The 23,843-nt window shown below is 40.5% G+C and carries 20 protein-coding genes and 4 pseudogenes; 8 read left to right on the top strand and 16 right to left on the bottom strand.

From position 1 onward, the window contains the following. Positions 1 to 76: 76 nt before the first annotated feature. The 6 genes and pseudogenes from LC608_RS19925 to LC608_RS19900 form a co-directional block, all read right to left on the bottom strand. The gene (locus tag LC608_RS19925) at positions 77 to 1,486 is read right to left on the bottom strand and encodes a family 2B encapsulin nanocompartment shell protein (RefSeq protein ID WP_229555161.1); all 1,410 of its coding nucleotides are present in this window, start codon (positions 1,484 to 1,486) and stop codon (positions 77 to 79) included. Between the two features lie 68 nt (positions 1,487 to 1,554). Then, complete coding sequence (locus tag LC608_RS19920; RefSeq protein ID WP_229555160.1) at positions 1,555 to 3,912, bottom strand: family 2 encapsulin nanocompartment cargo protein terpene cyclase; 2,358 nt, start codon at positions 3,910 to 3,912, stop codon at positions 1,555 to 1,557. 34 nt (positions 3,913 to 3,946) lie between these two features. Continuing rightward, a pseudogene (locus LC608_RS19915) lies at positions 3,947 to 4,307 on the bottom strand (IS1 family transposase); the annotation flags it as partial. 96 nt (positions 4,308 to 4,403) lie between these two features. Next, entirely contained in the window at positions 4,404 to 4,754 is a 351-nt protein-coding gene (locus tag LC608_RS19910) for a hypothetical protein (protein WP_229555159.1), read from the bottom strand. A gap of 175 nt (positions 4,755 to 4,929) precedes the next feature. After that, positions 4,930 to 5,139 (bottom strand): annotated as a pseudogene (locus LC608_RS19905) (IS4 family transposase); the annotation flags it as partial. Between the two features lie 615 nt (positions 5,140 to 5,754). Continuing rightward, positions 5,755 to 6,780, bottom strand: a complete 1,026-nt coding sequence (locus tag LC608_RS19900) for an IS4 family transposase (protein ID WP_308189899.1) — start codon at positions 6,778 to 6,780, stop codon at positions 5,755 to 5,757. Positions 6,781 to 6,933: 153 nt separating this feature from the next. Here LC608_RS19900 and LC608_RS19895 point away from each other — a divergent pair, with 153 nt between their 5' ends. Continuing rightward, complete coding sequence (locus LC608_RS19895) at positions 6,934 to 8,073, top strand: IS4 family transposase (protein WP_229555209.1); 1,140 nt, start codon at positions 6,934 to 6,936, stop codon at positions 8,071 to 8,073. 144 nt (positions 8,074 to 8,217) lie between these two features. On the opposite strand, the gene LC608_RS37590 is transcribed toward LC608_RS19895, so the two are convergent. Continuing rightward, a complete protein-coding gene (locus tag LC608_RS37590; protein WP_374108414.1) occupies positions 8,218 to 8,394 on the bottom strand; it encodes a transposase DNA-binding-containing protein in 177 nt (58 codons plus the stop codon). Between the two features lie 129 nt (positions 8,395 to 8,523). Here LC608_RS37590 and LC608_RS19890 point away from each other — a divergent pair. The 5 genes and pseudogenes from LC608_RS19890 to LC608_RS19870 all read left to right on the top strand — a co-directional run. Then, positions 8,524 to 9,067: pseudogene (locus LC608_RS19890) on the top strand (IS4 family transposase); the annotation flags it as partial. A 32-nt stretch (positions 9,068 to 9,099) separates the two neighbouring features. Continuing rightward, entirely contained in the window at positions 9,100 to 9,573 is a 474-nt protein-coding gene (locus LC608_RS19885) for a hypothetical protein (RefSeq protein WP_229555157.1), read from the top strand. Positions 9,574 to 9,625: 52 nt separating this feature from the next. Further along, positions 9,626 to 10,639, top strand: a complete 1,014-nt coding sequence (locus tag LC608_RS19880) for an AAA family ATPase (RefSeq protein WP_229555156.1) — start codon at positions 9,626 to 9,628, stop codon at positions 10,637 to 10,639. 13 nt (positions 10,640 to 10,652) lie between these two features. After that, positions 10,653 to 11,303, top strand: a complete 651-nt coding sequence (pnuC, locus tag LC608_RS19875) for a nicotinamide riboside transporter PnuC (protein WP_229555155.1) — start codon at positions 10,653 to 10,655, stop codon at positions 11,301 to 11,303. A gap of 100 nt (positions 11,304 to 11,403) precedes the next feature. Continuing rightward, positions 11,404 to 12,069 (top strand): hypothetical protein, encoded by a 666-nt coding sequence (locus LC608_RS19870; protein WP_229555154.1) that lies wholly within the window; start codon positions 11,404 to 11,406, stop codon positions 12,067 to 12,069. A gap of 308 nt (positions 12,070 to 12,377) precedes the next feature. Here the strand turns inward: LC608_RS19870 and LC608_RS19865 are convergent, their stop codons facing one another. The 4 genes from LC608_RS19865 to LC608_RS19850 form a co-directional block, all read right to left on the bottom strand. After that, entirely contained in the window at positions 12,378 to 13,190 is an 813-nt protein-coding gene (locus LC608_RS19865) for a molybdopterin-dependent oxidoreductase (protein WP_229555153.1), read from the bottom strand. Between the two features lies 1 nt (position 13,191). After that, entirely contained in the window at positions 13,192 to 14,532 is a 1,341-nt protein-coding gene (locus LC608_RS19860) for a transposase (protein WP_229555152.1), read from the bottom strand. Positions 14,533 to 14,690: 158 nt separating this feature from the next. Next, on the bottom strand, positions 14,691 to 15,179 hold the full coding sequence (locus tag LC608_RS19855) for a molybdopterin-dependent oxidoreductase (RefSeq protein WP_229555151.1): 489 nt from the start codon (positions 15,177 to 15,179) through the stop codon (positions 14,691 to 14,693). 370 nt (positions 15,180 to 15,549) lie between these two features. Next, positions 15,550 to 16,017, bottom strand: a complete 468-nt coding sequence (locus LC608_RS19850; RefSeq protein ID WP_229555150.1) for a hypothetical protein — start codon at positions 16,015 to 16,017, stop codon at positions 15,550 to 15,552. A gap of 404 nt (positions 16,018 to 16,421) precedes the next feature. Between LC608_RS19850 and LC608_RS19845 the strand changes: the two are divergent. After that, positions 16,422 to 16,517, top strand: a pseudogene (locus tag LC608_RS19845) (IS5/IS1182 family transposase); the annotation flags it as partial. Between the two features lie 84 nt (positions 16,518 to 16,601). On the opposite strand, the gene LC608_RS19840 reads toward LC608_RS19845, so the two are convergent. Continuing rightward, on the bottom strand, positions 16,602 to 18,164 hold the full coding sequence (locus tag LC608_RS19840) for an FAD/NAD(P)-binding protein (RefSeq protein ID WP_229555149.1): 1,563 nt from the start codon (positions 18,162 to 18,164) through the stop codon (positions 16,602 to 16,604). 849 nt (positions 18,165 to 19,013) lie between these two features. Between LC608_RS19840 and LC608_RS19835 the strand changes: the two genes are divergently transcribed. Then, positions 19,014 to 20,180, top strand: coding sequence for a hypothetical protein (locus tag LC608_RS19835; RefSeq protein ID WP_229555148.1), 1,167 nt, complete (start codon positions 19,014 to 19,016; stop codon positions 20,178 to 20,180). Between the two features lie 89 nt (positions 20,181 to 20,269). Here the strand turns inward: LC608_RS19835 and LC608_RS19830 are convergent, their stop codons facing one another. The 4 genes from LC608_RS19830 to LC608_RS19815 all read right to left on the bottom strand — a co-directional run bounded on the left by LC608_RS19830 (position 20,270) and on the right by LC608_RS19815 (position 23,678). Beyond that, positions 20,270 to 20,398: a DUF1392 family protein gene (locus LC608_RS19830; RefSeq protein WP_229555147.1), complete on the bottom strand. Its 129-nt coding sequence runs from the start codon at positions 20,396 to 20,398 to the stop codon at positions 20,270 to 20,272. After that, the gene (locus LC608_RS19825) at positions 20,395 to 21,981 is read right to left on the bottom strand and encodes a DNA cytosine methyltransferase (RefSeq protein WP_229555146.1); all 1,587 of its coding nucleotides are present in this window, start codon (positions 21,979 to 21,981) and stop codon (positions 20,395 to 20,397) included. The genes LC608_RS19830 and LC608_RS19825 overlap by 4 nt, the downstream gene beginning before the upstream one ends. 33 nt (positions 21,982 to 22,014) lie before the next feature. Beyond that, entirely contained in the window at positions 22,015 to 22,371 is a 357-nt protein-coding gene (locus tag LC608_RS19820) for an ASCH domain-containing protein (RefSeq protein WP_229555145.1), read from the bottom strand. Between the two features lie 479 nt (positions 22,372 to 22,850). After that, the gene (locus LC608_RS19815; RefSeq protein WP_229555144.1) at positions 22,851 to 23,678 is read right to left on the bottom strand and encodes an Rpn family recombination-promoting nuclease/putative transposase; all 828 of its coding nucleotides are present in this window, start codon (positions 23,676 to 23,678) and stop codon (positions 22,851 to 22,853) included. Positions 23,679 to 23,843 lie beyond the last annotated feature (165 nt).

Genomic DNA, 23,843 nt, shown 5'->3' with positions numbered 1-23,843 from the left:
AATGCCAACGCATCGACTAACAATGCCAATGCGTCCCCTTGCATTAAAAACGCTATAATTTTACGCAAAGCTGTACTTATAAACCAATTTCTACATCTTCAAGGATGCCTAGTGCATCAGGAACAAGAACGGCTGTAGAGTAGTAAGCACTAACGAGGTAAGAAATAACGGCCTTTTCGTTAATACCCATGAAGCGGACAGACAAACTAGGCTGATATTCATCAGGAATGCCAGTTTTATGCAGACCAATGACACCCTGGTTGCTTGCTCCCACACGCATTAACAGGATCGAGCTAGTACGCTCTTTCGTAACGGGAATTTTGTTGCAAGGATAGATGGGAATACCACGCCAAGACGGAATTGCACTGTTACCCGTAGGGATAGGGTTGGGATAAAGTCCAAGGGCGTTGCATTGCCGACCAAACGCGGCAATGGTGCGGGGATGAGCTAAGAAAAAGCTCGGTTCTTTCCAAACAATGGAGATCAATTCATCGAGATCGTCAGGAGTTGGAGGGCCACTGCGGGTAAAGATGCGTTGTTTGAGATCGGCATTGTGTAACAGTCCGAAGTCACGATTGTTAACCATTTCGTGTTCTTGGCGTTCCCGTAATGCTTCAATAGTGAGGCGCAATTGTTCCTCAGTCTGATTCATGGGTTCGTTGTAGAGGTCAGCAACCCGCGTATTGATTTGCAAAACGGTTTGAGCGACACTTAACTCATATTCTCGTGCATTGAGTTCATAATCTGCAAAAGTCCCAGGTAGTACTGCCTCTGCAAGGTGGCCGGAGGTAATATCAATCGAGGCTTCCCCGTATTGGTTTTGGGGTTGGCGCAATTTTTCCCTGAATTGATCCACTTGCGTTTGTAAAGCTTCAGACTGGTTAACCAGGTTTTGAAAAGCTGCTTGAGGCAGAGACAAGATGGTACAACGGGTAATGGCTGTGAGAGTCACATCCCAAGTATCCTGGCCTTCTACTAAAGCGTAGTCGCCAAAATGATCGCCATCGGCTAATACACTCAAAACAACGCGATCGTCATACTTGCCTGCGCCAATTTTGTTGACTTTACCATGAGCAATTAGCAATACTCTATCCGCTGGTTGACCTTCTTGGATGATCACATCACCCGCAGCAAATTCTTGTTGTAGAAATTGACTAGCTAAGGTGTTTAACACCTCAAAATCTTCAAATCCCCGGAATAAAGGTAACTCAGTGAGTTCTTGCGGAATGACCTGTATCAGGGCCCCTGTATTACTAAAACTGACTCGTCCATCCCCAACTTCATAGGTTAAGCGGCGGTTGACCTGATAGCTACCCCCTACGGTTTCTACCCAAGGCAGTAGTTTTAAAAGCCACCGTGAGGTAATTCCCTGCATCTGGGGTTGGGTTTTAGTGGTGCCTGCCAACTTCCGCGCCGCTTCGGTCTGCAAAGCCGTTGGCAGTTGCTCAATTAGATTTTCTAGGGGAGTGTTTGCTGTATTAGTCATGATGAATCTCCATTGGTAATATTTGTTGACAAGTTATTTGATTAACCGGAATAGGGACTCAGATTGAGCTAACCTTTCCTTCCTAACAACGTTCCGATTTTGATCGCTGAAGTGCCTAACCCTGTCGGACTACTCAGTACGTTCTGCACTATTGGCCCAACATTGGTTTGAGTTGTTTTCTGACCAACACTTGGTCTAATCTGAGTCGCGGCAGTGCCTAATCCTGTAGGGCCTTGGAGTAAACGCTGTTCTGTCGAGTTATTCCGCAATTCAAATTCTTTATAGCGGTCTACTGCCCTATGCCATTTGAGTACGCCGCACATCCACTGTTCCAGTTTCTTGACGTAACCGTACAGTTTCTTACGAGCACTGGTATCCAGGTTGAAATCGTCACACAAGATAGGGAGTTCAGTCGCAACGATATGTTCAAACTGAAGGGCACGAGAGGTCATCAGGTCGTTAACAATGGCGACGGACTGGGGGATATTGCAGTTAAGGAAATTTTGAACCGCCAGTACACCGTTATTAATCTCGCCCTCAAATTCGATTTCCTTCTGGTAAGAAAAAATATCGTTCGTCAAACAGGCGAAATCGGCGGCTGAATTCTCGATATTCTGCATGGTTCGGGTGCGGAATATCTCTGATGGGATCTCGTCCCCTTGAGAAAGTCGAGATAAGCTCATGGTTAGGTCAGAACCAAAAGTCTTACGGCGCATTTCCACATAGTCTATGGGGTCGGGAATGCGATTTTGGATCTGGTTCGCCAGTTCCCATAACCAACTTTCTGTCATATCCTCGATCGCTCGGCGGAACTGGCGGCGAGCATTAGCTGTCATTGGCCCAGCCGTCCGCGCCCAAATATCCGCTAAACCCCGTTCAACTGGGTTTGTTGGTAGGGGAATAGGACTCCCATCAAGGGGCATAAAGGATGATAACCGAGCGTTGAAAACTTTTGCTCCTGCCATATTTCGGTTATAGCCGTACAGTGCTGGGAAGTAGTCATCAGCGTATGTTCCCCAAACCAGCCAACAAGCTGTGATATTCAACTCAGGACTAGATCCATTGGGATGAATATAGGCACCGCATAAAGCTACGTCGGCCACATCGAATTTGTGGTCATCCCAGATGTAAATGCTGGGCATCCCTGGCAGTACATCCAACATCCCCATTTGACGCGCCCATTCCTTAGAATGCCGCCGAGCCTCTCCTAGATGGGGATTCAAACTGGTGGAGAAGGGCATATAAAACTGTGGCAGAGTTACTGGCCCTACAGGCTGATAGAGGACATGAGTGAAGCTTTTGAACCGTTTCAGTCCCAAACTATCGGATAAAGCTCCCAGACGGGCCGCCGATGTGCCTAGTCCAGTGGGGCCGCCTAAAAACCAGCTTGCTGTCGAAGATTTGTCTGATGTCTGGTTCATGTAGCGGCTTGATCTCGTATGCCACTCATGACCCCCCGACTGCCAGTCCTGAAGTCCTTTGGCATATAGGACGACTTTCAGACGCTCATCGGGAGTCAGACTATATTCCTCGAACAAGGAAGGCAGCTCTGTGACAAAGGTGTTCTCGAACTGTTGCACCCGAGAGGTTAGTAAGTCGTTAGTGAGATTGGCCGCCTCTTGGGTAGTGACATCCAGGAATCGTTCTAAAACCAAGATACAGTTAGCATTTTCCCCTTCTTCTTCCACTTCTCTTTGGTAAGAGAAGATGTCATTTCGCAGATGTACCCCATCAGAAAAGGTGTCTTTGAGGACACGCATTGGTCGAGTCGGGGCGATCGCCGCCGGAATATCTGCCCCAACCGCGTGTTCCACTAGGTTAGCTGACCAGGGCGCTCCCCCCACCTTACGGCGCATCTCAATGTACTCAATCGGGTTAGCAACTCGATTTTGGCTGATATTGGCGAGTTCCCACTGAGATTCTTTGAGAAGATTGATGGTACTCTCAGAAAACCGGATTACCCAATCTTGGGAGGCATTGGGGATGGTGCGATTCCAGAGGTCTACTAGACCCCGCTCTACGGCATTGGTGGGTTCTGGGGGCGTTTCTTGGGGCTGCACAGGCATAAACGCTGGCAGTCCATCAAGGTACTTCTTAGCCCCAGCCATATCTTGGCTACGCTTGTAAAGCTCAAGGAAGTGATCGTCGAAGAAAAATACCCAAACATACCAGTCAGTTACCAGATTGAGCATGGGTTCATCGGCATCTGGATGGGTATAAGAACACAATAATGCATAGTCATGAGCATCAAACTTGCGCTCATCCCAAATCCCATAGTCTTCTGAACCCTCTACCCCACCCAAAATCCCCATTTCATAAGCCCAGGCTTTAGAATGTACCCGTGCCGCTTCCAGGTTTGGGTTCAGCCGTGCCGGCCAAGGCACATAAAAACTCGGCAATTCAAAAGGTTGCTTGTTTGAAGTCATTGTAGGTAGTGGTAAATATGTAGTGATAATAAATTTAGGCACAAGAGCAAGAATTATAATGATGAATAAAATACCAGATAGCACCAATGTGGTTATCTAGTTTTTTAGAGAAGGATAAAGTCTTTCTGACTAAACGAGAAATTCTTTGACACATTGTATTATTAAAGCGTTCAATATGATTGGTTTTGCCACTTTCCTTCCCTACTGCCTGATGACGTTTGTGAGGAATAACGTTTGCATAAGCAGCCCAAAAATCTGTTGAACATTCAGCACATTGACGATAAACTGGTGGCAGAGAATTCCATAATCCTTTTAGCACCTTCTTCACTGCGTAGCTTGCCGCCGTAGGCATCGCCAATGTAAACGCCGACTATTTCTCTAGTATTTTTGTCTATTCAATCAGTCAGTTAAATATAAGTCAAAATTACAATAGCTACCTAAAAATGAATAATTTGAGTTAGAAAGTATCAGGTTTTACTACATATTTACCACTACCCTGTATTCCAAGAATTATTATTCAACAGATAAGTATACAGTTGAGCTTTTCTAGTAATCTCGAACTGATTAACAGATTTATTAACGTCCTGAACTAACTGTCTGTTAATTAGCAATAAGAAAAATAAAACAGTTAAAGATATTACTCCAGTGGTTACAACTGTTTTATCTGATGGGTAGGAAATAATAAAAATTCCAGATGAGACAAAAGCCGCTAGTAACAAATATTCAATCACTTTTAAACTAAACAGCTTTTTTGGATTTGGCCCAGATGATGAATTTTTACCAACATATAAAGCTTGTTTTTGATTTTGCTGTTCTAGATTAGCTATTTTTGAAATAGTCATTTTGTTTTACTAAGTACCTATAATAAACTGTAGTAATTCTGCTAGATTTACTTCAATTTCATAAGCGAGTAAAGTAACTTTTTTACTGGCACTAATCGTGAGATTAATTCCGAATAAGTTAGATAAAGATATACAAGTTTTACTTAATAGCTTCTTCAATATTAGCTCCTTTGAGATTGACCTTTTTGGTAATTAATTTGTCAAGTTGCAAATGCATATTTAAAAATTTCCACAACAGTTCAACTCCCCAACATAATCGGTAAATATCTTGAATCTCATGATCGTCAACAAATGCTTCTCCATCCACAGGTAAATTAGTCACCAATCAAAAATTAGTTTTCGTTTCCAAATCACAAAAATTAATCACTCTATAAGCTTTAGCATCATGGCACTTAATTTTTTCATCGTCGATTTGCTTCATTTTTAAATTGATAAGTTGGGATGGTGCATCAAGCTTACAAACAAGATTGTTAAGTAGACAATCTTTTATAAATAAAGCTAAAAATAAAAATTAAGTTTTAGATATAAATTAAATATTCATACTTATTGAGAAATCATAAAGCTTAGAAGATTTAGGTTATGCTACTAAAGCTTTTAATAACACAACCATTTTAGTACAAGAACATTTAATGTGCTTTAAAGAAAAATACAGAATTTTGAATTGAGGAACCTGGGTAGACTTGAACGTTCTCAATATTTCAAAATTTGAATGAAAATGCAAGGACAGTTAAGAAAGTTAAGAAAGTTAAGCAAATATTTAATAAATCTTTATTTAACAGCTAATAGATTAACAATAACTTTATAATAGAATCGCACTAAGAAAAGCTGAAATACTTGTAGAGCGACGAATTATTTGACCGTAGCAACAAATTATAAGTCCAGTTCTTCATCCCTGTAAGCTTTACTGACTTTTCACGGCATGTGGAAAAGGTCATTTTAAGGGTTTGGCAAGCCCTGATTTTTCCGTTAGCTATTTTCATTAACTTAAAGCTATTGAGAATTAGGTTGTGGAAAAAGTCACGCTTTTTCGGGGCTTGAGGATTTCCCGTGAAAAGTCAGCCCCTGCCAAGCGGTAACTTTCCGCTTTACAGCCAGATTTTAGTATTTTGTGATACTCTTCTATCCGCCAGCGATACGTATACCAGCGAAGGATTTGAGATGCTTCTGCCTGTGTTGTTACTAACTCACTTGTCAGTAGCATCCACGTAACTGGTTCGCATCCGTCTGGCACATTAATTTCTGTCGCAAAGAGCGCGTAAACGTTAAAATTACCTGACTTTTTTAATCGAGAAGGAGGATTTATTGATACTGGACAATACCTGATTTCTAAAGTTGCGGTTCTTTCTTTTCGCTTTTTAGTTTCAGGTAATTTAACCTCTTTTACAAACTGCACTTTTTGAGATGTTACATACTCCCATAAATAAGAGTTTTCTCCTGATAAACAACGATTGTGAGCGGCTCTGACAACTACACCTGTATTTTTATTTTTACGTTGAAGTGCAAATACTTCTGCAATATCTCCTTCACGGTCAAAGACATGGATTACTCTTGTGAGTAGCCCACCATCAGGCATTTCTAAATTTTTAAATAATTTGTTTACTTTCTGAAAAGCTTCAACCCATCGATAAGATTCTTTCTCTTTAAAAGCTCTATTTTTGGCGATTAAACGTTCTTTCTTTAATCGCTTTTTTTTTGCCGGAGATGTTTCTCCTGGTGGTGGAGATACTTTGTGCTGTCGATGCCACAATTTTTCCCATAATAGTCCTAGTGGCTGACCAAAGTCTGGGTCTAGTGCTAAAGAACTATGTAAAATTAGTCCATTTCCACCATTACCTGTAGGCCCATAATCATCTCTTTTTTCTAAGATTTTTTTATAATCCAGATAAGTAGTATCTCCTACCGCTAATACTATTGGTATGCCATAAATCTCTTGTGCCGTTTGTTTAAAAGATGGTTGAGTCAACTTGTTAAAAGTAGTTTTAGGGTTAGAAAAAAATTCGTAACCGCGTTTGAGGTCACTAGCAATACGGTTCGGTTAAGCTAAAAACCAGATAAACTGAGGGTTATCACCCAAGTGTACTGAGATTGAATGCAACTTAAAGAATTTTCACTGATCTCGCCTGTAGTGGAATCAGGTACGGTACTCAAAGCGTTAGAAACAGCTATTCCAGCAGAGGCAATCTCGAGTGCGATCGCACAGACACAGAGTAATGAAGAACGGAGGCGGGCTTTACCGTCGCATCTGGTGATCTGTCTGGTGATTGCGATGAGCTTGTGGTCAAAAGCATCAATGAGGACGGTTCTGAAAAATCTTGTGGATGGCTTAAGTGAAGCGTGGGTGAGAATGGGGAAATATTGGCGAATACCCTGTAAATCATCAATAACAGAAGCACGACAGCGAGTCGGAGCAGGGGTGATGAGCCGTCTATTTCATCTAATTGTGAAACCGCTAGCAACAATTGAGACCCCTGGTGCTTTTTTAGAGGGATTGCGAGTGATGGCAGTAGATGGAACAGTTTTCGATGTCCCGGATACGCAATCGAATGCCAGAGTTTTTGGATATCCAGGAACACGACCAGGAACGCGAGCGGCTTTCCCCAAAGTACGCCTAGTACTATTAATTGAAACTGGAACACATTTAATTGTTGATGCTTTAATGTGTCCGTACCGGATAGGTGAGCGAGTGAGAGTTAAAAAGTTACTGCGGTCTGTGACAGAAGGAATGTTGTTGATGTGGGATAGAGGCTTACATTCCTACACAATGGTACAAGCAACTCTTAGACAAAAATGTAATTATTTGGGACGAGTACCTAAAAATGTAAAATTCCCAGTCGAGAAAGTCCTGGAAGATGGTTCTTATCTGTCTTGGATTGCTCCTGATGGTAAATCGAAGAAAAAAGGCTGTACAAAAATCATGGTGCGAGTTATTGAGTACACCATTGATACTGATGACCAACCGCAAATTTACCGTCTAATTACCAGCTTGACGGATATTTCCTTGTTTCCCGCTTTATTGTTGGCAACTGAATATCACCAACGTTGGGAAGTGGAAAGTACCATTGATGAACTCAAAGTCCATCTTTTAGGGCGCAAAACTCTAATTCGTTCTCTCAATCCTCGTGAAGTTGTTCAGGAAGTTTATGGCTGGCTGCTTGGACATTGGGCTGTGCGTTCACTTATGTGTCAGGTTGCCCAAACCACTCATATTTCCCCCTTAAGATTAAGTTTTACTGGCACACTGAACATTGTCCGTCGTGCTGTTCCTAAATTTCAGCGACTTCAAACCGAAGAATTTCCTTTTTTTTCACCTGGCTTGTAAGAGAAATTCTGGATGAGCAGATACCAGAACCTGAAGGTCGAAGCAATCCTCGCGTAGTCAAAAAAACTAGAGCCAAATTTCCTTCCAAGAAACCGATACATAGAGGGCAAGGAGCTAAATTAGGAACACTCACTTTTTCTATTCTCAATACCGCTTAGAGCTTAACCGAACCGTATTGAGGTCACTAGCGCTTTGAAATATTTCTGATAAAGGATGACCATATTTTACTTTTAAAGCCTCCGCAATTAAAACTGCTCTGTTGGTCAGACGTTTGTCACCAAAATCACAATTATGGTACGGATTCGCTTCTAATAGTTTCATTTGCACCCCAAAATACGACACTACAAGCACCTTATATTAGAGGACGCAAATCATCTTAAGTTCAAAGGATTGGTTCGCGATAAGCCATCGCGAACCAATCCCCTTTTCCACATCCCGTGAAAAGTCAGACCTGGAGTCTCGTTCTTTTATAAAGGCATTAAATATACAAAAGCTACAGGGTTTATTACTTTTAATCTTGCGGGTAAATGGAAGCGAAAACGCTTTGGAGTTGCGCCAGAGGAGGGCTGGTTTATTCTCACTAATTTTGATACTTTAGAGTCTACTATTAAAGCTTATAAACAACGGTTTGATATTGAGGAGATGTTTAGGGATTTTAAAAGCGGTGGTTATAACGCATGAAGATACTAATGCATCAGGAAAACGGCTAATTTCTCTAATATTACTAATCTCACTTGCCTATACGGCTGCAACTATATCTGGTCAAAAAATTAAACGCATGGGTGTTCAAAAATATGTTGGACGAATTAAAGAATTGGGGCGGACAGTTCGCCGTCATAGTAGTTTTTATATTGGATTATATGGAGCTAACTGGGTCAATTTTATGGAAAATTCTTATGAATTAGTCGCTGAATTATTGACATTAAATCCTAATAAGCGTAAGTACTACCAGCAAGGAGAGAGGGCTATGAGGCTTATTCTATCTGCATCCTAGCCCTTTTTGTAGCCCCGCAAGCCTCAATCAACATGAAAGTATTACCTTATGATAGCTTTACAATTTTGACAACTGATCCATTGCCTATAGTTCTGCAAAGGCTGAATGCTTTAGTTGAACCTACGAAAACATTCAGATTTTATGCAAAACATGCCCCCTATCAAGGAAGTATTTCTGAGTCAGGCTTTCAAATCAGCCGCATAATTCACTATCGGAACTCGTTTTTACCAGTAATTCGAGGGCGCTTTGAAGTACAATCTCATCAAACCTTGATTCATATACAAATGAGCCTACCTCCTTTTGTGATGGCGTTTTTAGGATTCTGGTTTTTCTGCTGGTATAGTGCAATTATTCCCATAACATTGGCAGGTGCTATGCCTAATCACATGGCTGCATTATTTGTAGGGATGCCTATATTGATGCTAGTTATCTTTTGTGTGGCTTTTTGGTTTAAAGCGAATCGCAGCCGTACTGAATTGAGAAAAACTATTCAAGGACAAATATAGCGAATGGTCTTTTGTTTTTCATAGTTTGCATTAGCCAAGATAATAGGAAGCTATGGGCAGAAAATGTGGACTCACGCTAGGTAAGTTTGCACCGCTTCACAAAGGACATCAATTTGTGATTGAGACGGCTTTAGCAGAAATGAATGAAGTGCTAGTGATGATTTATGATTGCCCAGAGGTAACAGCAATTCCCTTAACAGTTCGGGCTAGATGGTTACGAACACTGTATCCTCAAATTGAGGTGATTGAAGCATGGGATGGGCCAACAGAAGTTGGTGATAGCTTTGAAATTAAGAAAAAGCACGAAGAATATATACGGAAAAAATTAGAATCAAAAAAGGTTACGCACTTTTACTGTAGTGAATTCTATGGCGAACACGTAAGCCTTGCATTAGGAGCCGTTAATCGATTAGTAGACGGAGATCGCCAAACTTTCCCTATTTCTGGAACAAAAGTCAGAAAAGAACCTTATGCTTTTAGAGATTATTTACATCCTGATGTTTACCGCGATTTAATTACTAATATAGTGTTTCTGGGTGCGCCCTCAACTGGAAAAACGACTATTGCATCCCGATTAGCAAAAGAGTATAAAACCGTATGGATGCCAGAATATGGGCGGGAATATTGGGAAAAACATCAAATAAATAGAAGGCTGTCGCTGTCTCAACTTGTAGAAATTGCACAAGGACATTTAGAACGTGAAGAAAACTTGTTGTTACAAGCGAACCAATATTTATTTACAGATACAAATGCATTAACAACTTATCAATTTTCTTTGTACTATCATAAAACTGTTGCTCCAGATTTAGTGGAACTAGCACATCAGGCTGTATCTCGCTATGATTTAGTTTTTCTTTGCGATGCAGATATACCTTATGATGATACATGGGATCGGTCTGGAGAGATAAATCGTAGCATATTTCAAAAACAAATTAAAAACGATCTAATTCTTAGAAAAACTCCCTTTTTTATTCTGAGTGGGGATTTAAATACACGCATTGATTTTGTTAGCAAGATATTGAATCGATACCAAAAGTATCATAACCTATTAGATTTATTTTATTAAAAACTAACATAATATGCTTGAGTTTTGGAGTGTTAATAATATTGCCTTCAATATTCTGGGTTATCCCATAAGTTATATCGAGTTTCTCGGAACGATTTTTTATTTATGGTCAGTATGGCTAATTTCTCAAAGAAATATATTAACTTGGGCTGTAGGAATAGTTAGTGTCTTACTGTACATGGTGCTTTTCTACCAGATTCGCTTGTATTCCGACATGGTAGAGCAAGTTTATTACTTGGGTATAAGTGTTTATGGCTGGTGGCGATGGAGTACATCCAAGCTAGATAGTGGAGAAGTTTTAAATCTTCGATATAGCCCAAGACGCGAAATTATTTTGGCAGCTTCAGTCACAATAGCCCTAACTTTTGTCATGGGAGCATTGATGAGTCAGATTCATATAATACTGCCAGCAATATTTCCAGAGCAAGCTTCTTTTCCTTACTTGGATGCACTCACAACAGTTATGAGTTTTACAGCTATGTGGCTAATGACGCATAAGCGAATTGAAAGTTGGTATTACTGGATTGTAGTTGATATTCTTGGCATCTGGTTATATGACATTAAAAAAGTAAAATTTATTGCTTTACTTTATGTAATTTTGTTGTTGATGGCAATTAACGGCTTAATATCTTGGCTCAAAGCAGTTAAGGTGCGCCATAGTTAAATTAATTAAGTGTGTGCTGACAATACCTGATGACGTTTTAATTGACACAAAAAAACGAAGTTGATAAAATCTTCGAGAATTTCAACAAAAAATTCTCTTAATGAACAAGCAATATTGTCGTGTTTGGGTAGGTGGAGTGACGCTTGTCGGCCTTTCTCCATTCATAATTTTGGCTGGGCAAACTCCTGCATCTGCGGCTTGTCCCATGCCCGACTCCGTTGAGGATCAAGCTACCGTTATTACGTCTTTTCTTGACTCGGAATGCACAAAACAAACCCTAACGCAAGAAACGACTTATTATCGCTATTACAATAATGATAATACTTATCGTTTTGGCAGATATTTAACAGCTAATTTTTATGACAGTAGTAATGCTAAAACTACATTAGATGCAATTCAAGAACTAGCTCTAGCTCAATATTTTGGTCCTCCTCCAAATTTAGCGCAATTGAGAGAAAGAGTAAGCTTGCCAGCAGGATTGGATGTCTATGTTGGTATTGCTGGGCCTCAATCTCCTAGTACCTGCTACCCTGGTGGCGCTACGCAAGTTTTTATAGAAAATACAAGAACTCCAGGTGTCTCATTTGTTTTTGATGGCAACGTACCTGATGGGGGTTCCTTGCCCGCAAATTGTTATACTATTGCCAAACCGATTCCCGAACCATCTCCTCTGTTTGGCATAGGTGCGATCGCAACAATCAGTTTGATTTTTACCTTAAATAGTGCTTTATTGCAATCTCAAACTAGGCAGACGACTAATGGTTAATAGTAGTCCGCCAAAGTCTTGTTGACAGAGGGGAAAAGGGTAAAGGTTTTAAACCTATCCCTTTCCCAATCTATGCCTGTCAATATTTGCATTGTGAACTACTAGGGACTAATAACACATTAAGCTTTTTAGGTGGCAAATTGTAAAAGTTGTTTCTTGACAGGCTCTAAGCGATCGCTCTGCCAAAAAGACAAAATCAGAAGTAAGTAGGTCGGCGTAAATAATTAACCTGAGTTCGGGATAAGAAATTCTCAAAACCCTTGATTTGTCATTGTTTGGTCTGAAGCTCTGTTTTAATCTATTGCCTTTTAGACAACTTTGATTGGATGGGTGACGACAGCCCAATGGCTATAACCTTCTTTATTAAAAGGAATCTTGTCAGGTTGAGTATTGCCTTGATCGTCGGTGGCGCGAGCACGTAAACCATAGCGACCTGGACGTGCATCCCATTCTAAATCCCATCGCACCCATGCTTTGGTAATATTGGGTTCTCGTAGACTGACTTTGCTCCAGGTTTTACCATCATCTAAACTGACTTCAACAAAAGTAATTTTCCCTTCACCTGACCAGGAACGTCCGCGAACAAGACGTTTTCCAGTTGCTATTTCACCATCCCAAGGTAATTCAAAGGCACTTTTAACTTTCTGCTCCCTCAAGATTTGTCCCATGACTCCTTTGGCTTTCAAGTCCTCTGAAACAGGATAGTCTTCCCCAATTAAGACATACTTCTTTGTGTTGTATTCAGAAAATAGGGGTGTCTCTGAAACCCGAATGCTACCAACCCATTTGGTGTGAGCAATCCCCACCCAGCCCGCAACTAAGACCCGAATCGGAAATCCGTGATCAATAGGAAGAATATCTCCGTTCATTGCGTAGACTAACAGGGTATCTTCTTCTAATGCCTTTTCAATGGAGAAAGGACGTTGGATTTTCTTTTCATCTAGGCTAACAGGCATAACATCACGGGCTGTAGGCTTGAGTCCTGCTCGTTTCAACACATCGCTCAACAAAACGCCAGTCCACTCAGCCACCCCTATACCTCCTAGATTCCAAGGAGTACCTTCTATCTTTTTACTGTGAGACTTTTGAAAGAAGTTTCTGCCATTCAATACCTTAGCCAATTTACGAGGGTTCAATGCCTGTAGAAACGGGATGAATACGTCCTAAAGAAGTAAGCTTGGCAAAAATCTGGGTTAATAAAATAGGCTTAGGCATTTCGGGAAGCATTTTTAAAATTTCATGGACATATCGAAAACCACGATAGTGAGCCTTAAGGTCAAGAATGCCGGAGTCGGGATTAAGGAGACGAAAATCCGCGAGAAGATGATGGGATAAGTTGACCATAAAGAATGCTAGATTAACAGCATTAGTTACAGCAATTTGACTTAAGTTCATAAAATCTTCCAATCCCCAAAATTGCTTGGCATCTCGAAAATTGAATTCGATCTGAAAGCGCAACTTGTAGTAGTCAATTATTTTCTCAGATGACAATTTTAGATCACTAGAAAATAGAATCACATGACTACGAGCATTAGTATTAAGATTGATTTTGACCAAAATAACTATATTCAATGCTTGGGCAAATTCCTTGTGAAGGAGAGTGCATTGATAAACATTAGTTTGGATTTTATCCTCTATGCTGCTTTTACATAAATACTTGTCAGGTATGTTAGTGTAATCAATTTTATCTCCGTATTTACGACGAGAGGAACTATTGGGGTCAGGGTGTTGATAAGGTATATATAATGCCGAATCATAGCGAAGCTTAGAAATTATATGCAAGTTAACTTGACGAGCCATCTGCAAGGCATTATTGTTCCCGAAGTGTCCATCTAACACTAAGTAACTAAGGGGAATAAAATTAGCTAATAACTTAAATAGCGACTTAATCATTTTCTGAATTCGGAGTAATTCTGATGTGAGAATTACTTGGGTTTTATTCTTGCTTTTACTCCCCTTTGGTCGCCCACGCCCACGTTTCTCTTGCGATTTTATTTCTTTGGTTGGTGACGGGCTACTTTTTTCTATATCGCTCTTTATCACCTGTTCTATCTGAATTGGAAACGAGCGCCTTTGCTCAACACTGACTAATGATAATGTAAAAAAAGATAGCCCTGATATGGGTTTACTAACCAGGCTAGAAAAAAATCTATCCAGCCCATAAGTTTGTTTCCCTGATTTACTTATTACAACTTCATCTCCTGCAAGCAAATATACCTCATTCGCACGGAATAAATGCTTGCGGAAAAATAGCCAAAACAACGTCGCCCAAGGCATTACTGTATGAAAAAATCTCAACATCGTCCGATAACTACCACCAGCGCCTGCCCAACGAGAGATCCCCAACATTGTGACTCGTCCGCTCATCGCTAACATAGCCAGGATTATTTGGTTAAATTGTCGCATGGTTGTCGCGTTGATCTGCGGTAGCAGGCATTGTAACAGTGATAAGATATCGGGCATGGGCTGCTTGTAGTGTTTGAGTTGTCGTTGTGAGAGACAATAACTCTACTACGGCAGCCCTATCTCTTCAAAGTTTGCCATCGCACCCAAGCTTGGAAATTTATACAAAGACAATAACTCTACCACATCAGCCCTCTCTCTTCATCCTCTTATTTTGGCTAAGGTATTGTGCCATTACCAGCGCATTCAATGGCACGGATCACCGAAACTGAAGGCATAGAGAGAATTTCATCGTAAGTAAATGTACGCGGACGTTCAACGCCGGAGCCTTCAATCCTTAACTGCCAGGTTGCTAGATCGATATTAGGGGTCGGATTGTTATTGCGGACAAAAAACATGGCAGTTGGTATGAGATATCCTCGTCCGTATAAGGCTTCCCACCGCATTTCCAAATTACTGCCATTTTGAACGAAAAACTCTGGTGGGGTTGGCTTGATAATAGGTGAGGGTTTAGCTGTCTGTGCCTGAACTTTGTTGGTCTTACCAAGTGAAGGTAAAAGCCCGACAGTCGCTGCACTAGCGCCAGCCGCTAATAATTGCACTAGACGGCGGCGGGAAATTCCAAGCAATTTTGCTCGTTGCCCAACAAATTCATCAGCTCTTGCCAGATCGTAAAGCTTTTCGTTGATTAGCTCTTTTTTAGCCATACTTAATACCTCTGTTATTAAAGTTATTACAATTTAGAACTATAGGGAATTATTAAGATTTAAAAACTAATTATCTCGTTGACCTACTTTGAGGTCTACTTCAATGCTTTTCATAAATAATTTTCTTTGATAACATCCATAATCTAAGTACCATACAAACTTTACACGTATATTTACTCGAAAAAAGCAAATATACAAAGTCTTATAAAAAATTATTCCATTTTGGGTAATAGATGGAAATAGATCCCCGACTTCCATCGTCTCCCCAATCGATTCTCTCTCTTGTTGCCGAAAGTCTTGCTGATGTCGGCTATTGGAGTGATGAATGGTATATAGTTTATTCAAATTAATCAGGATAATATACCATTCATCACCTTTTTCCCTTGATTTTTTTCAGTGCTGCAAGTCGTACTTCTGCATTAAGCAAATAACCAAAACCCACCTTCTCTAAACGCAGCACAAATTCCTCTCGTGTATTGCCCAATTTACTAGCTGTAGCATCCAAATTCCAATTATGGTTCGCTAACTGACTCAGCAAATAAACTCGGCGAGTCTGCATTCCTGATAAGCGATAAGTTTTCAAATACTCCAATTCACCATTCTCTCGAATAATCGCTTCCCCAATATGATTTTCTTCCTTTGGGTTGAGGTCAGTAATAAATCGTTGTAACATGAACGAACCAGCAGTATAGACTTTTTGGGAAATTAACTTGCGTCCTAATAGTCCTTCTGCCATAAAACCTTGAAACGATGCCCAATCTGAACGCATATTTTGTACTGCTGCTCTCAAGGCTTTTAAATCATTAATTTTTGATTCATCTAAAGAAGATACACTCATGGTCGAATGGCACTAAGAAAAGCCGAAATGCTTGTGGGTTAAGCAGTTTGCAACTGCTTTCGTAATTCGTGCCGGGGTTTGGTCATTAAGGGGTAAGCTTTTGGGCGGCGTTTACGGACTCGTGCCTCACTTCTTGCGGGGCGTTCGGGAGTAATAATAAATCTCTCGTACAGTTATGGTTAAAGGTAGAGCATCAAATTCATGTTTACTCAATCCCTGTGGGCATTTCTTAGGCTTATACCAAGTTACTAACTTATCACTTGACCCAATTATTTTACCTTTTCGCATCGTGGTTTTTCGGGCTTGATGTTTCCGAAAAACTGCATCACAATTTCTATTTTTAATAGAAATCAAATCAGCATAAGCGCAAAATGCTCTATCCCCCAATACGATCGCACCAATGTTTAAAGCAATTTCGTCGGATTGCTACACGCTATGAAAAGAAAGCTGATAACTATCTTGCAATGTTGACGCTCGCTTCTATCATTCTTTGGCTATAGTTTTAGTTTTAAAACACGCCCTAGTGTTGAAGCCGGAGAGTGCCATTCAATGTTGTAGAAGCAAGCGCCGTTGATTAGTTGTACTTATGGGTTCAGACGTTTAATGGATGTAGTCTTCGCCAAATAGGTAATATTAAGTTTTCCTTGTTCTACTATTTGCTCCCAAAGAGCGCCCCAACCCTTTTCCAATCCAGTTACAACGGGTATTTCTTCTGGATCGAAATTATCGAGCAGAATCGTTTGGATAACGATAGGTGTGATCCAGGTTAAGCCATAATAAGCGGGGATATTTGTGATTACACCATACCCCTGCACAGAATACATATACTGGATCATGCCTACAAGGGAAAGTAATCCGTTTTCATCCAAGAACTCATAAAACGTTTTATCCCGCAGTTCCTCTGGTGGGTGCAGTGGCATTGGCGTTTGTGAACCCATGATTTTCCAATGAAGGACGCTGTACTTGGCGAGTGCCAAAGCAATATAAGACATTACAACCTTTGGCGGTTCATTTGGATCGAGATTTAGTAAAGCTTTAGCCTTCAAAAGGATATAGCCTTGTTGTGAAAGAATCGCCTCATTAGGAACATAAGGCGGTTCAAATTCCCCTTCGATGACAATCCCTCTAAAATTCGGTTCACCTTTAGCGAAATTAATTTGAGCGTTGTCCACAAAAAATTCCTTCAGATCCTCAACCAGGTGATCGTAGGCTGGCGATAAATAACATGTGCCTAACTCACAGACCGTATTCTCTGGTGATCCGCCTGGATAAGGTTCCTCTTCAGTAATGGTATAGGTTTTTCCACAGTATCGGTCGGTTGATTCCAGAATTTCTATATTCGTGTATCCCAACCTCTTTAGCCTAGTGGCAAACAAGAGACCGCTAACACCAGCACCCAGGATTACAATAGGCGCGTCAAACTCAGTTAGTAAAGGTTTTTCTGCACTGCCGACAAAATTCAGTACTAATTCGGCGTAATCCCAGCAATGCAAGACCGATTCAAAACAAGTGAATCCATGCACATACAAAGTCTTATTTTTACCTTGCAAATTCAGAATCTTCCAAGGTAACTTTTCCTCGAACAAGTCCTCATTAGAAAAGTGATCAAAGTAAGGCGTAGTAAAGGTTTTCAGTACCTCGTATTCGGTAGAGAATGGCCACCAGTCGCTGTTTGTCAATTGCTGGTTAAGTATTTTTTCAAACTCATTGGAGGACAATGGTGGGTTTGCTTCGCCTTGCAATTGGTAGACAGTTACCAAGTTATACGCCATCTCATTCGCAACCTTAGATCCAAATTGCTTGGCGGATTCATTACGATATGCATAAATACTTCCATCCATTTGCCCCAATACTTTCGGAGCAAAGATGCCAGGATATGTTATTTGCTGGGTAGTTGGATTATTGATTTGGACTTTAAGTAGTGAGGTATGAAATGTAAAGTTTTTTAACTTGTCAAATATAGCGCGTTCTTCAGCAGTGTAATCACAAATGTTATACAAATTCCTGGGGTCACAAGCTATGACAAGTAATTCATATTCTTTTTTAATGGGTTGAATATTACCGTTAATTGTGTATTCAAGTAAAACTGGCTTAGAATGTGAGGACGAAGAAGGCGCTACCTTCTTGCTCTTTATTTGCTGCTTCATTGCTATTTAAATGCTTTTTATTTGCTATACAATTCAAAACTTGGTTTGAATCTTAACATTATCAAATCAAACAATACAAGCGAGCTAACAATAAAAGAGCAGTTTTTTTCGGGGAGATAGGGAATATAAAATGCTGTAACGACTTGTTGAATCTAAGGGTAAAGTCATTTAGCTGCACACTATTATTTTTATCTTTCCCAATCAACCAACACCCCATCCACAATCGCAGTCTCCCACTGTGGAAACTTAGCCAGTAGCTTTCTAATCACGATCTGCTTTCGCTGGATCATCACTTCAGCATGAAAGCAAGAAGTCAAAGCCCGGATTCTGCCCCGAATTCGGTACAACGCGTGAGTTTATGCGTACGCCCCGGTCGCAGATTTGACCGCCCTACAATCTAGGGTGTTGACTCTGAGGGTTTTAAAGTGGTAAATTTTCATGCAAGAAGTACGTAGCTGCATAGAAGTTAATGCAAGAGTTTAAAAGCCCAACCAGCCGATTAGCAAGATTGTTTCGCAATGGTCGAGACAATTGGAAAGAGAGAGCTTTGGAAAAACAGAAAAAACTCAGAGCATTAGAAATAAAAGTCAGAGATCTATCAACCTCACGAGACTATTGGAAAAGCAGAGCAAAAATTGCTGAATCAAAGCTACTCAAACAGAACATTGAGACGAGCGAGGGAAAAAAAAAGAGTTAATTACAAACACTCTAACTAAGTTGCAAACAAGTGGACAGGCTCTTGACAAGGTAGCGAAGGGACATCATTATTCAGTCGAAACAATTCAAATATCATTAGAACAAGTTATCAAGTGCGGCAGTAGTTTGCGAGGAGTCGAAAAGACTTTTGAATTGTACGCTGATTTTTGTAACCAGGGTACTCCAAGCTTTAGTAGTATTAGAAAATGGTTAGGGCGAATTGGTCTGTACGAACTCAATAGAGAAAAAGAATATCGAAGTGATTGGATCTTTATTGTAGATTTGACTGTAGAACTAGGGGCAGAAAAAGCTCTGGTAATTTTGGGGGTTCCACAACAACTACTTGAATCAGAAATTTTTCCTTTAAAACGAGGATTAGGACATCAAGATATAGAACTTCTTGCATTGGAAATTATGTACTCCACTAAGGGAGAATACATATCGCAGAAGCTCTCTGAGCTAACTTCAAAAGTTGGTCGTCCATTACAAATAATAGCTGATCACGGCAGTGATATCCAAAAAGGTATCAAGCTGTACCAAGAGAATTACCCAGAAGTGATTTATACGTATGATGTGACTCATGCAATGGCTTTATTGCTCAAGCATGAGCTAGTAGCCGATGAAAAATATCAGTCTTTCATCGAGCAATGTACACGATGCCGACAACAACTACAACAAACAGAGCTATCATTTTTATCTCCACCATCTCAACGTTCTCAATGTCGTTATTTCAATATCGAAAGGCTGATTAATTGGGCTATTAAACTTTTAGATTCTCCAATAGACATAATAGTAGAACTGTTACCAAATATTGAACCTGCCATTTTGAGACAAAAATTAAAATCCAAATTAGGATGGTTAATCAATTATCAAGAGCCGCTTAGTATTTGGAGCCAAATGGTTCAAATGACTCGAACTGTAGAGACTCACCTTAAAACTTGTGGGCTTAATCAAAAATTAAGCAGCGTCTTGAAGTTACAGCAATTAACAATGGGAGCCAATTGTCTAGTTAATTTTCAACTAAAAATTATAGATTATTTGAAAATTGAAAGTTCTAAAATTCATTCAGAACAGACAATTCTTGCGACTTCTGATGTGATTGAATCGCTTTTTGGCAAATATAAACAGTTTTCTTCTCGATGTCCTTTTAAACAGATAGGTCAGATGATTTTGAGCATTTCTTTATCTACTATGAAGTTGACAGGATCTGTTGTAAAACTTGCCTTAGAAACAGTTCGGTATGTTGATCTTGAAGCTTGGTCCGATCAAGTTTTCGGTCAATCTATGCTTTCAAAGAGAAGAACCGTGTTTTCTGCCTAAAATAACGACACGGAAATTGCATGAAAAATTTTGGCTTAATTTCCCACAAAGTCAACACCCTACCTACAATCGCCTCATGCGACCACTTTTCAGACTGTAGCTTTGGCAGACTCCACGTACACTCCTTCTAACAGACTGACTAGCACGGGCGGGATTTGTTGACCCCAAGACGGGGAAGTGTACCAGCACTGTTCTAGGTTTTGGACAAGGTTAGTCATACAGTCGCTCCTAATAATTTGCTCTGTGCAGATATAAATAGTTTTGTTGCGAAACTGGGTGGTACAGAGTAGCCGATGATTGACCCAGCCGTAGCAGTCTCATTGGGAAACTCGTACCAACTGGGAAACCCTTGCAAGATTGCAGCCCCTTCAATAGACAGAGATTTGACCGTACCATCCGGCAACCAGATATCAGCGAATTTGCTTCGGTTGCAACCTTTGTGATCTGTGAAATGTGATCGCAATATGGTATTACAGGGTAGATGCCCAGGCTTGTACTTCATTCCGTTGCGCCCCCCAACTCTCTCTAATAGCAATGGCGTTGGTTCGTTAGCCGTCAGAAATTGTTCTACCGCTTGCTGTTGTTTGGGGAGTAGTTGAGAATAGGTCATCATAGGAATGAGATGGGCAATAGCATCGTACCAACCTATTGGTTTTCTGTAAGCGGGTAAAGCAACGCCAAAACCTCTACTTGCAATCAGGACTAACCGCCGCCGCGCCTGGGGCAGTCCAAAATCAGCCATGTTGACCACGCTGTAGTTGACCGAGTACCCCTCTTGCTCCAAAGCATCTAGGATGATGATAAAACTCTGACTGTTCTGATAGCGCGGCACATTCTCTAGCGTAAACACCCGTGGCTGCAACTGTCGAATGGCTTCTGCCACAGCCAATGCAGCCGTCAGATCATCAGCCGTTTCAATACCCTTACCCGCTTTAGCTGTGTGGGCTTGGCTGAAGTTGGCGCATACTGGGGAGGCATGGAGGTAATCGGGGCGGCGGGGAAAACCTAGAAATCCTGACTGCGCTACTTCTTGCACTGTTAGCTGGATTATTCTACAGCCATACTCGCTGAAGTTGTGGTGATGAGTTTTGGCGATCGCCCGACTTAGTTCTGGTTTACTTGGGTCAAACTCCACTGCAATAACTGGGCGAATACCAGCCTGTAGCATCCCAGCTTCAATCCCGCCGCCACCAGCGAATAGTACTACAGAAATTGGCGCATCATCTGGCAGAACTGGTTTTAATTTTGTGTTATCAAAATTTTTGCAGACATCTAATTTCGGTGATGGCTTTTTGGTTTTCGCTTTTTTGATAAAAGCGATAATATCTTCCCTAATTGCCCCCTGCTGTTGCATTAGACGAATCATTGGGACAGCGCCAGGGGGAATTGAGCCGATACTTCGTCCTTTCCAAACTTCATCAACTCGTTCTTCCCAGTTATATCCCCATCGCCACTGAATCGGGTTGTCTGGGTCACGTTGGCCTATAACTCGTGGGTAAAAAACTATTGAGTCATCAAGTAGCTTTTTCTTTTCGAGGTACGGATATAGGCATCCTTGGCTATGAAGTTGTATGCTTTTAAGGTCGTCCTCTAAAAATTTTTCGGGTGTCGCAGATAACGTAACGTTCGCTGGTGCAGTAGAACCAGAAGGTGTTTGATGTACTTCAGTTTCGTGAAGTAATTTTTTCTTTTTAATGTGCGGATAGAGGTATTCTTGACTATGAATTTGTGCGGCTTCAAGGTCATCCTCTAAGAATTTTTCGGGTATTGCAGATAACTTAGCTATTACTGTTTTAGTCATGCAGCCACCTCCATGACCAAATCATCAGGCACTTCAAAAATTCCCAGTTGTCCAATGTAAGGAATCGATGTAATCTCTCGCGTGATTCTCCAGCTTCCAGTGGTATTGCCCAGCCATTCCCCAGCCAGACGCAACTTGTGAAAATTGGCAGTCAACTATTGTGACAATGCCAATAACTTGACCGCGACGTAGAGAGATTAGTTCTGAGATTACTACCCCCATGCAATGGCCAAATTCTTTCGCTAGCTGGTACTCTTTTTTAGTACAGGTTTTTGCAGCGTGAATCAGAATGTCGCCGCGATAATGAATGGGCCAGCCACGGTTTTCTATGTCTTTAAGAGCATAAATTATTGCCCATGCCCAAGGCTGACGAACGGATAACGCTTTCATGGTGTTTTAAAACTCCAGTAATTGAATGTATGCGTCTAATGCCGCAATTGCCGGATGTGGATGTGGCTTTGATTGGACTCCGTTGCTTTCTTGTGGCGGTAATCCCTTTTATTACTTTTTAAAAAACTCTGTATTTTATTCACGATTTCTACTATCAAAATTCAGTTCTATCTTTTGATAAAATAAAACTTCTCCTTTTGGGAGAGTAAGACCTATCCCTAATAGTCAGGAAACATTGAATGTAATACACAATCATAGTCGTATGTTCTTTGATTCATGAAAGCCGAGGATTGCGTCCATACCCCTCCGGCTTTTTTGTATTTATCAACTAATCATTAATGAAGTGTGAGCAGATTAGAGTTAGTTAATGTTGGTGTAGAGCAGAGACTATAAATCTAATTCGTAATTCATAATTCGTAGTTCGTAATTCATAGTTAAGAATTACGAACTATAAACTTGTACTGAGCGTAGCCGAAGTATTAGTAATTATTTGGTTGTTGGTCTAACCAAACTCTTAAATCGTCAACTGAGGAAAAATCTAATAATGCTTCTCCTAGAGTTTCCAATTGTTCAACAGACAAGACTCTAACTCTTTCAATATTTGATGAATCAATCTCACCAAAACGTCTATTTAATTGGCGAAGAATCAAACGTTCTTCACCTTGTTTATTACCTTTCTGTAAAATATCCTGATAGATAACGGATTCCTGCATAATATCCTCCCGTAAAAATTGACGAATTAAATCTTTTTCAAACCTTAAACCTGCAAATATCTCTGTACATCCAGCAATGTTCTGCCTTTCATCCCTATCTGGAATTTTAGCGATATTTTGAGCTACTTGGGATAATAAAGCGGCAGGTGAATCAGTTCGAGTTAGAGGGGCAAGAGGCAATAGCGCTGGATTATTCAGAAAAAAAGCTGAATCTTGTTCCCATAACCGTATAACTTGATAACGGTGACTTGTGAACTCATCCGTGTATTCTTCAGTAAATGCAATAGGGTCACTACTTTGTTGCAAGAAGATCACGACTTGGGTTACTGGTGTGTTATATTGCCGTTTCAACCTCACGTAATAGTCTAATACCCGCAAAGGAATTGGCGGATTAGATTTGGGGAGAGTCTGAAACTCAATATGCAAAATCCGACTACTTGTTTGCAAAAATGTGACATAATCTGCGCGGATTGGCTCTATTGAAAGTTCAGTTTTAAGTACTGTAACTTCTGTATTTTTATCTGGTAGCAACCACTTGGCAAACTCGGCTGGATACAATTCAGCTAAGTACTTGGCAGTATTATCGTAACTCAATTTTTTTATCCTTATTTCAATGAAGATTTGGTTCTTAGCAAGCTCAATGATTTTTTTACTTTGTCAATGGTCAGAAAATTCATTTTCATCATAATCTTCTCCTCCTTTTGGATTTACACTAAAGCAACAGTACTTTTTTAAGTGTTATATCTTTTGACCGATTCC

This window comes from Nostoc sp. XA010, assembly GCF_020829625.1.
In the GTDB taxonomy this organism is placed as follows: Bacteria; Cyanobacteriota; Cyanobacteriia; order Cyanobacteriales; family Nostocaceae; genus Nostoc.
This window is presented reverse-complemented; position numbering and strand designations above follow the sequence as displayed.

What these genes read in the sequence shown, in the direction of transcription:
- LC608_RS19925 (WP_229555161.1), bottom strand. Translation starts at nt 1,486, where the DNA reads ATGACTAATACAGCAAACACTCCCCTAGAAAATCTAATTGAGCAACTG.
- LC608_RS19920 (WP_229555160.1), bottom strand. Translation starts at nt 3,912, where the DNA reads ATGACTTCAAACAAGCAACCTTTTGAATTGCCGAGTTTTTATGTGCCT.
- LC608_RS19910 (WP_229555159.1), bottom strand. Translation starts at nt 4,754, where the DNA reads ATGACTATTTCAAAAATAGCTAATCTAGAACAGCAAAATCAAAAACAA.
- LC608_RS37590 (WP_374108414.1), bottom strand. Translation starts at nt 8,394, where the DNA reads ATGAAACTATTAGAAGCGAATCCGTACCATAATTGTGATTTTGGTGAC.
- LC608_RS19885 (WP_229555157.1), top strand. Translation starts at nt 9,100, where the DNA reads ATGAAAGTATTACCTTATGATAGCTTTACAATTTTGACAACTGATCCA.
- LC608_RS19880 (WP_229555156.1), top strand. Translation starts at nt 9,626, where the DNA reads ATGGGCAGAAAATGTGGACTCACGCTAGGTAAGTTTGCACCGCTTCAC.
- pnuC (WP_229555155.1), top strand. Translation starts at nt 10,653, where the DNA reads ATGCTTGAGTTTTGGAGTGTTAATAATATTGCCTTCAATATTCTGGGT.
- LC608_RS19870 (WP_229555154.1), top strand. Translation starts at nt 11,404, where the DNA reads ATGAACAAGCAATATTGTCGTGTTTGGGTAGGTGGAGTGACGCTTGTC.
- LC608_RS19860 (WP_229555152.1), bottom strand. Translation starts at nt 14,532, where the DNA reads ATGCCCGATATCTTATCACTGTTACAATGCCTGCTACCGCAGATCAAC.
- LC608_RS19855 (WP_229555151.1), bottom strand. Translation starts at nt 15,179, where the DNA reads ATGGCTAAAAAAGAGCTAATCAACGAAAAGCTTTACGATCTGGCAAGA.
- LC608_RS19850 (WP_229555150.1), bottom strand. Translation starts at nt 16,017, where the DNA reads ATGAGTGTATCTTCTTTAGATGAATCAAAAATTAATGATTTAAAAGCC.
- LC608_RS19840 (WP_229555149.1), bottom strand. Translation starts at nt 18,164, where the DNA reads ATGAAGCAGCAAATAAAGAGCAAGAAGGTAGCGCCTTCTTCGTCCTCA.
- LC608_RS19830 (WP_229555147.1), bottom strand. Translation starts at nt 20,398, where the DNA reads ATGACTAACCTTGTCCAAAACCTAGAACAGTGCTGGTACACTTCCCCG.
- LC608_RS19825 (WP_229555146.1), bottom strand. Translation starts at nt 21,981, where the DNA reads ATGACTAAAACAGTAATAGCTAAGTTATCTGCAATACCCGAAAAATTC.
- LC608_RS19820 (WP_229555145.1), bottom strand. Translation starts at nt 22,371, where the DNA reads ATGAAAGCGTTATCCGTTCGTCAGCCTTGGGCATGGGCAATAATTTAT.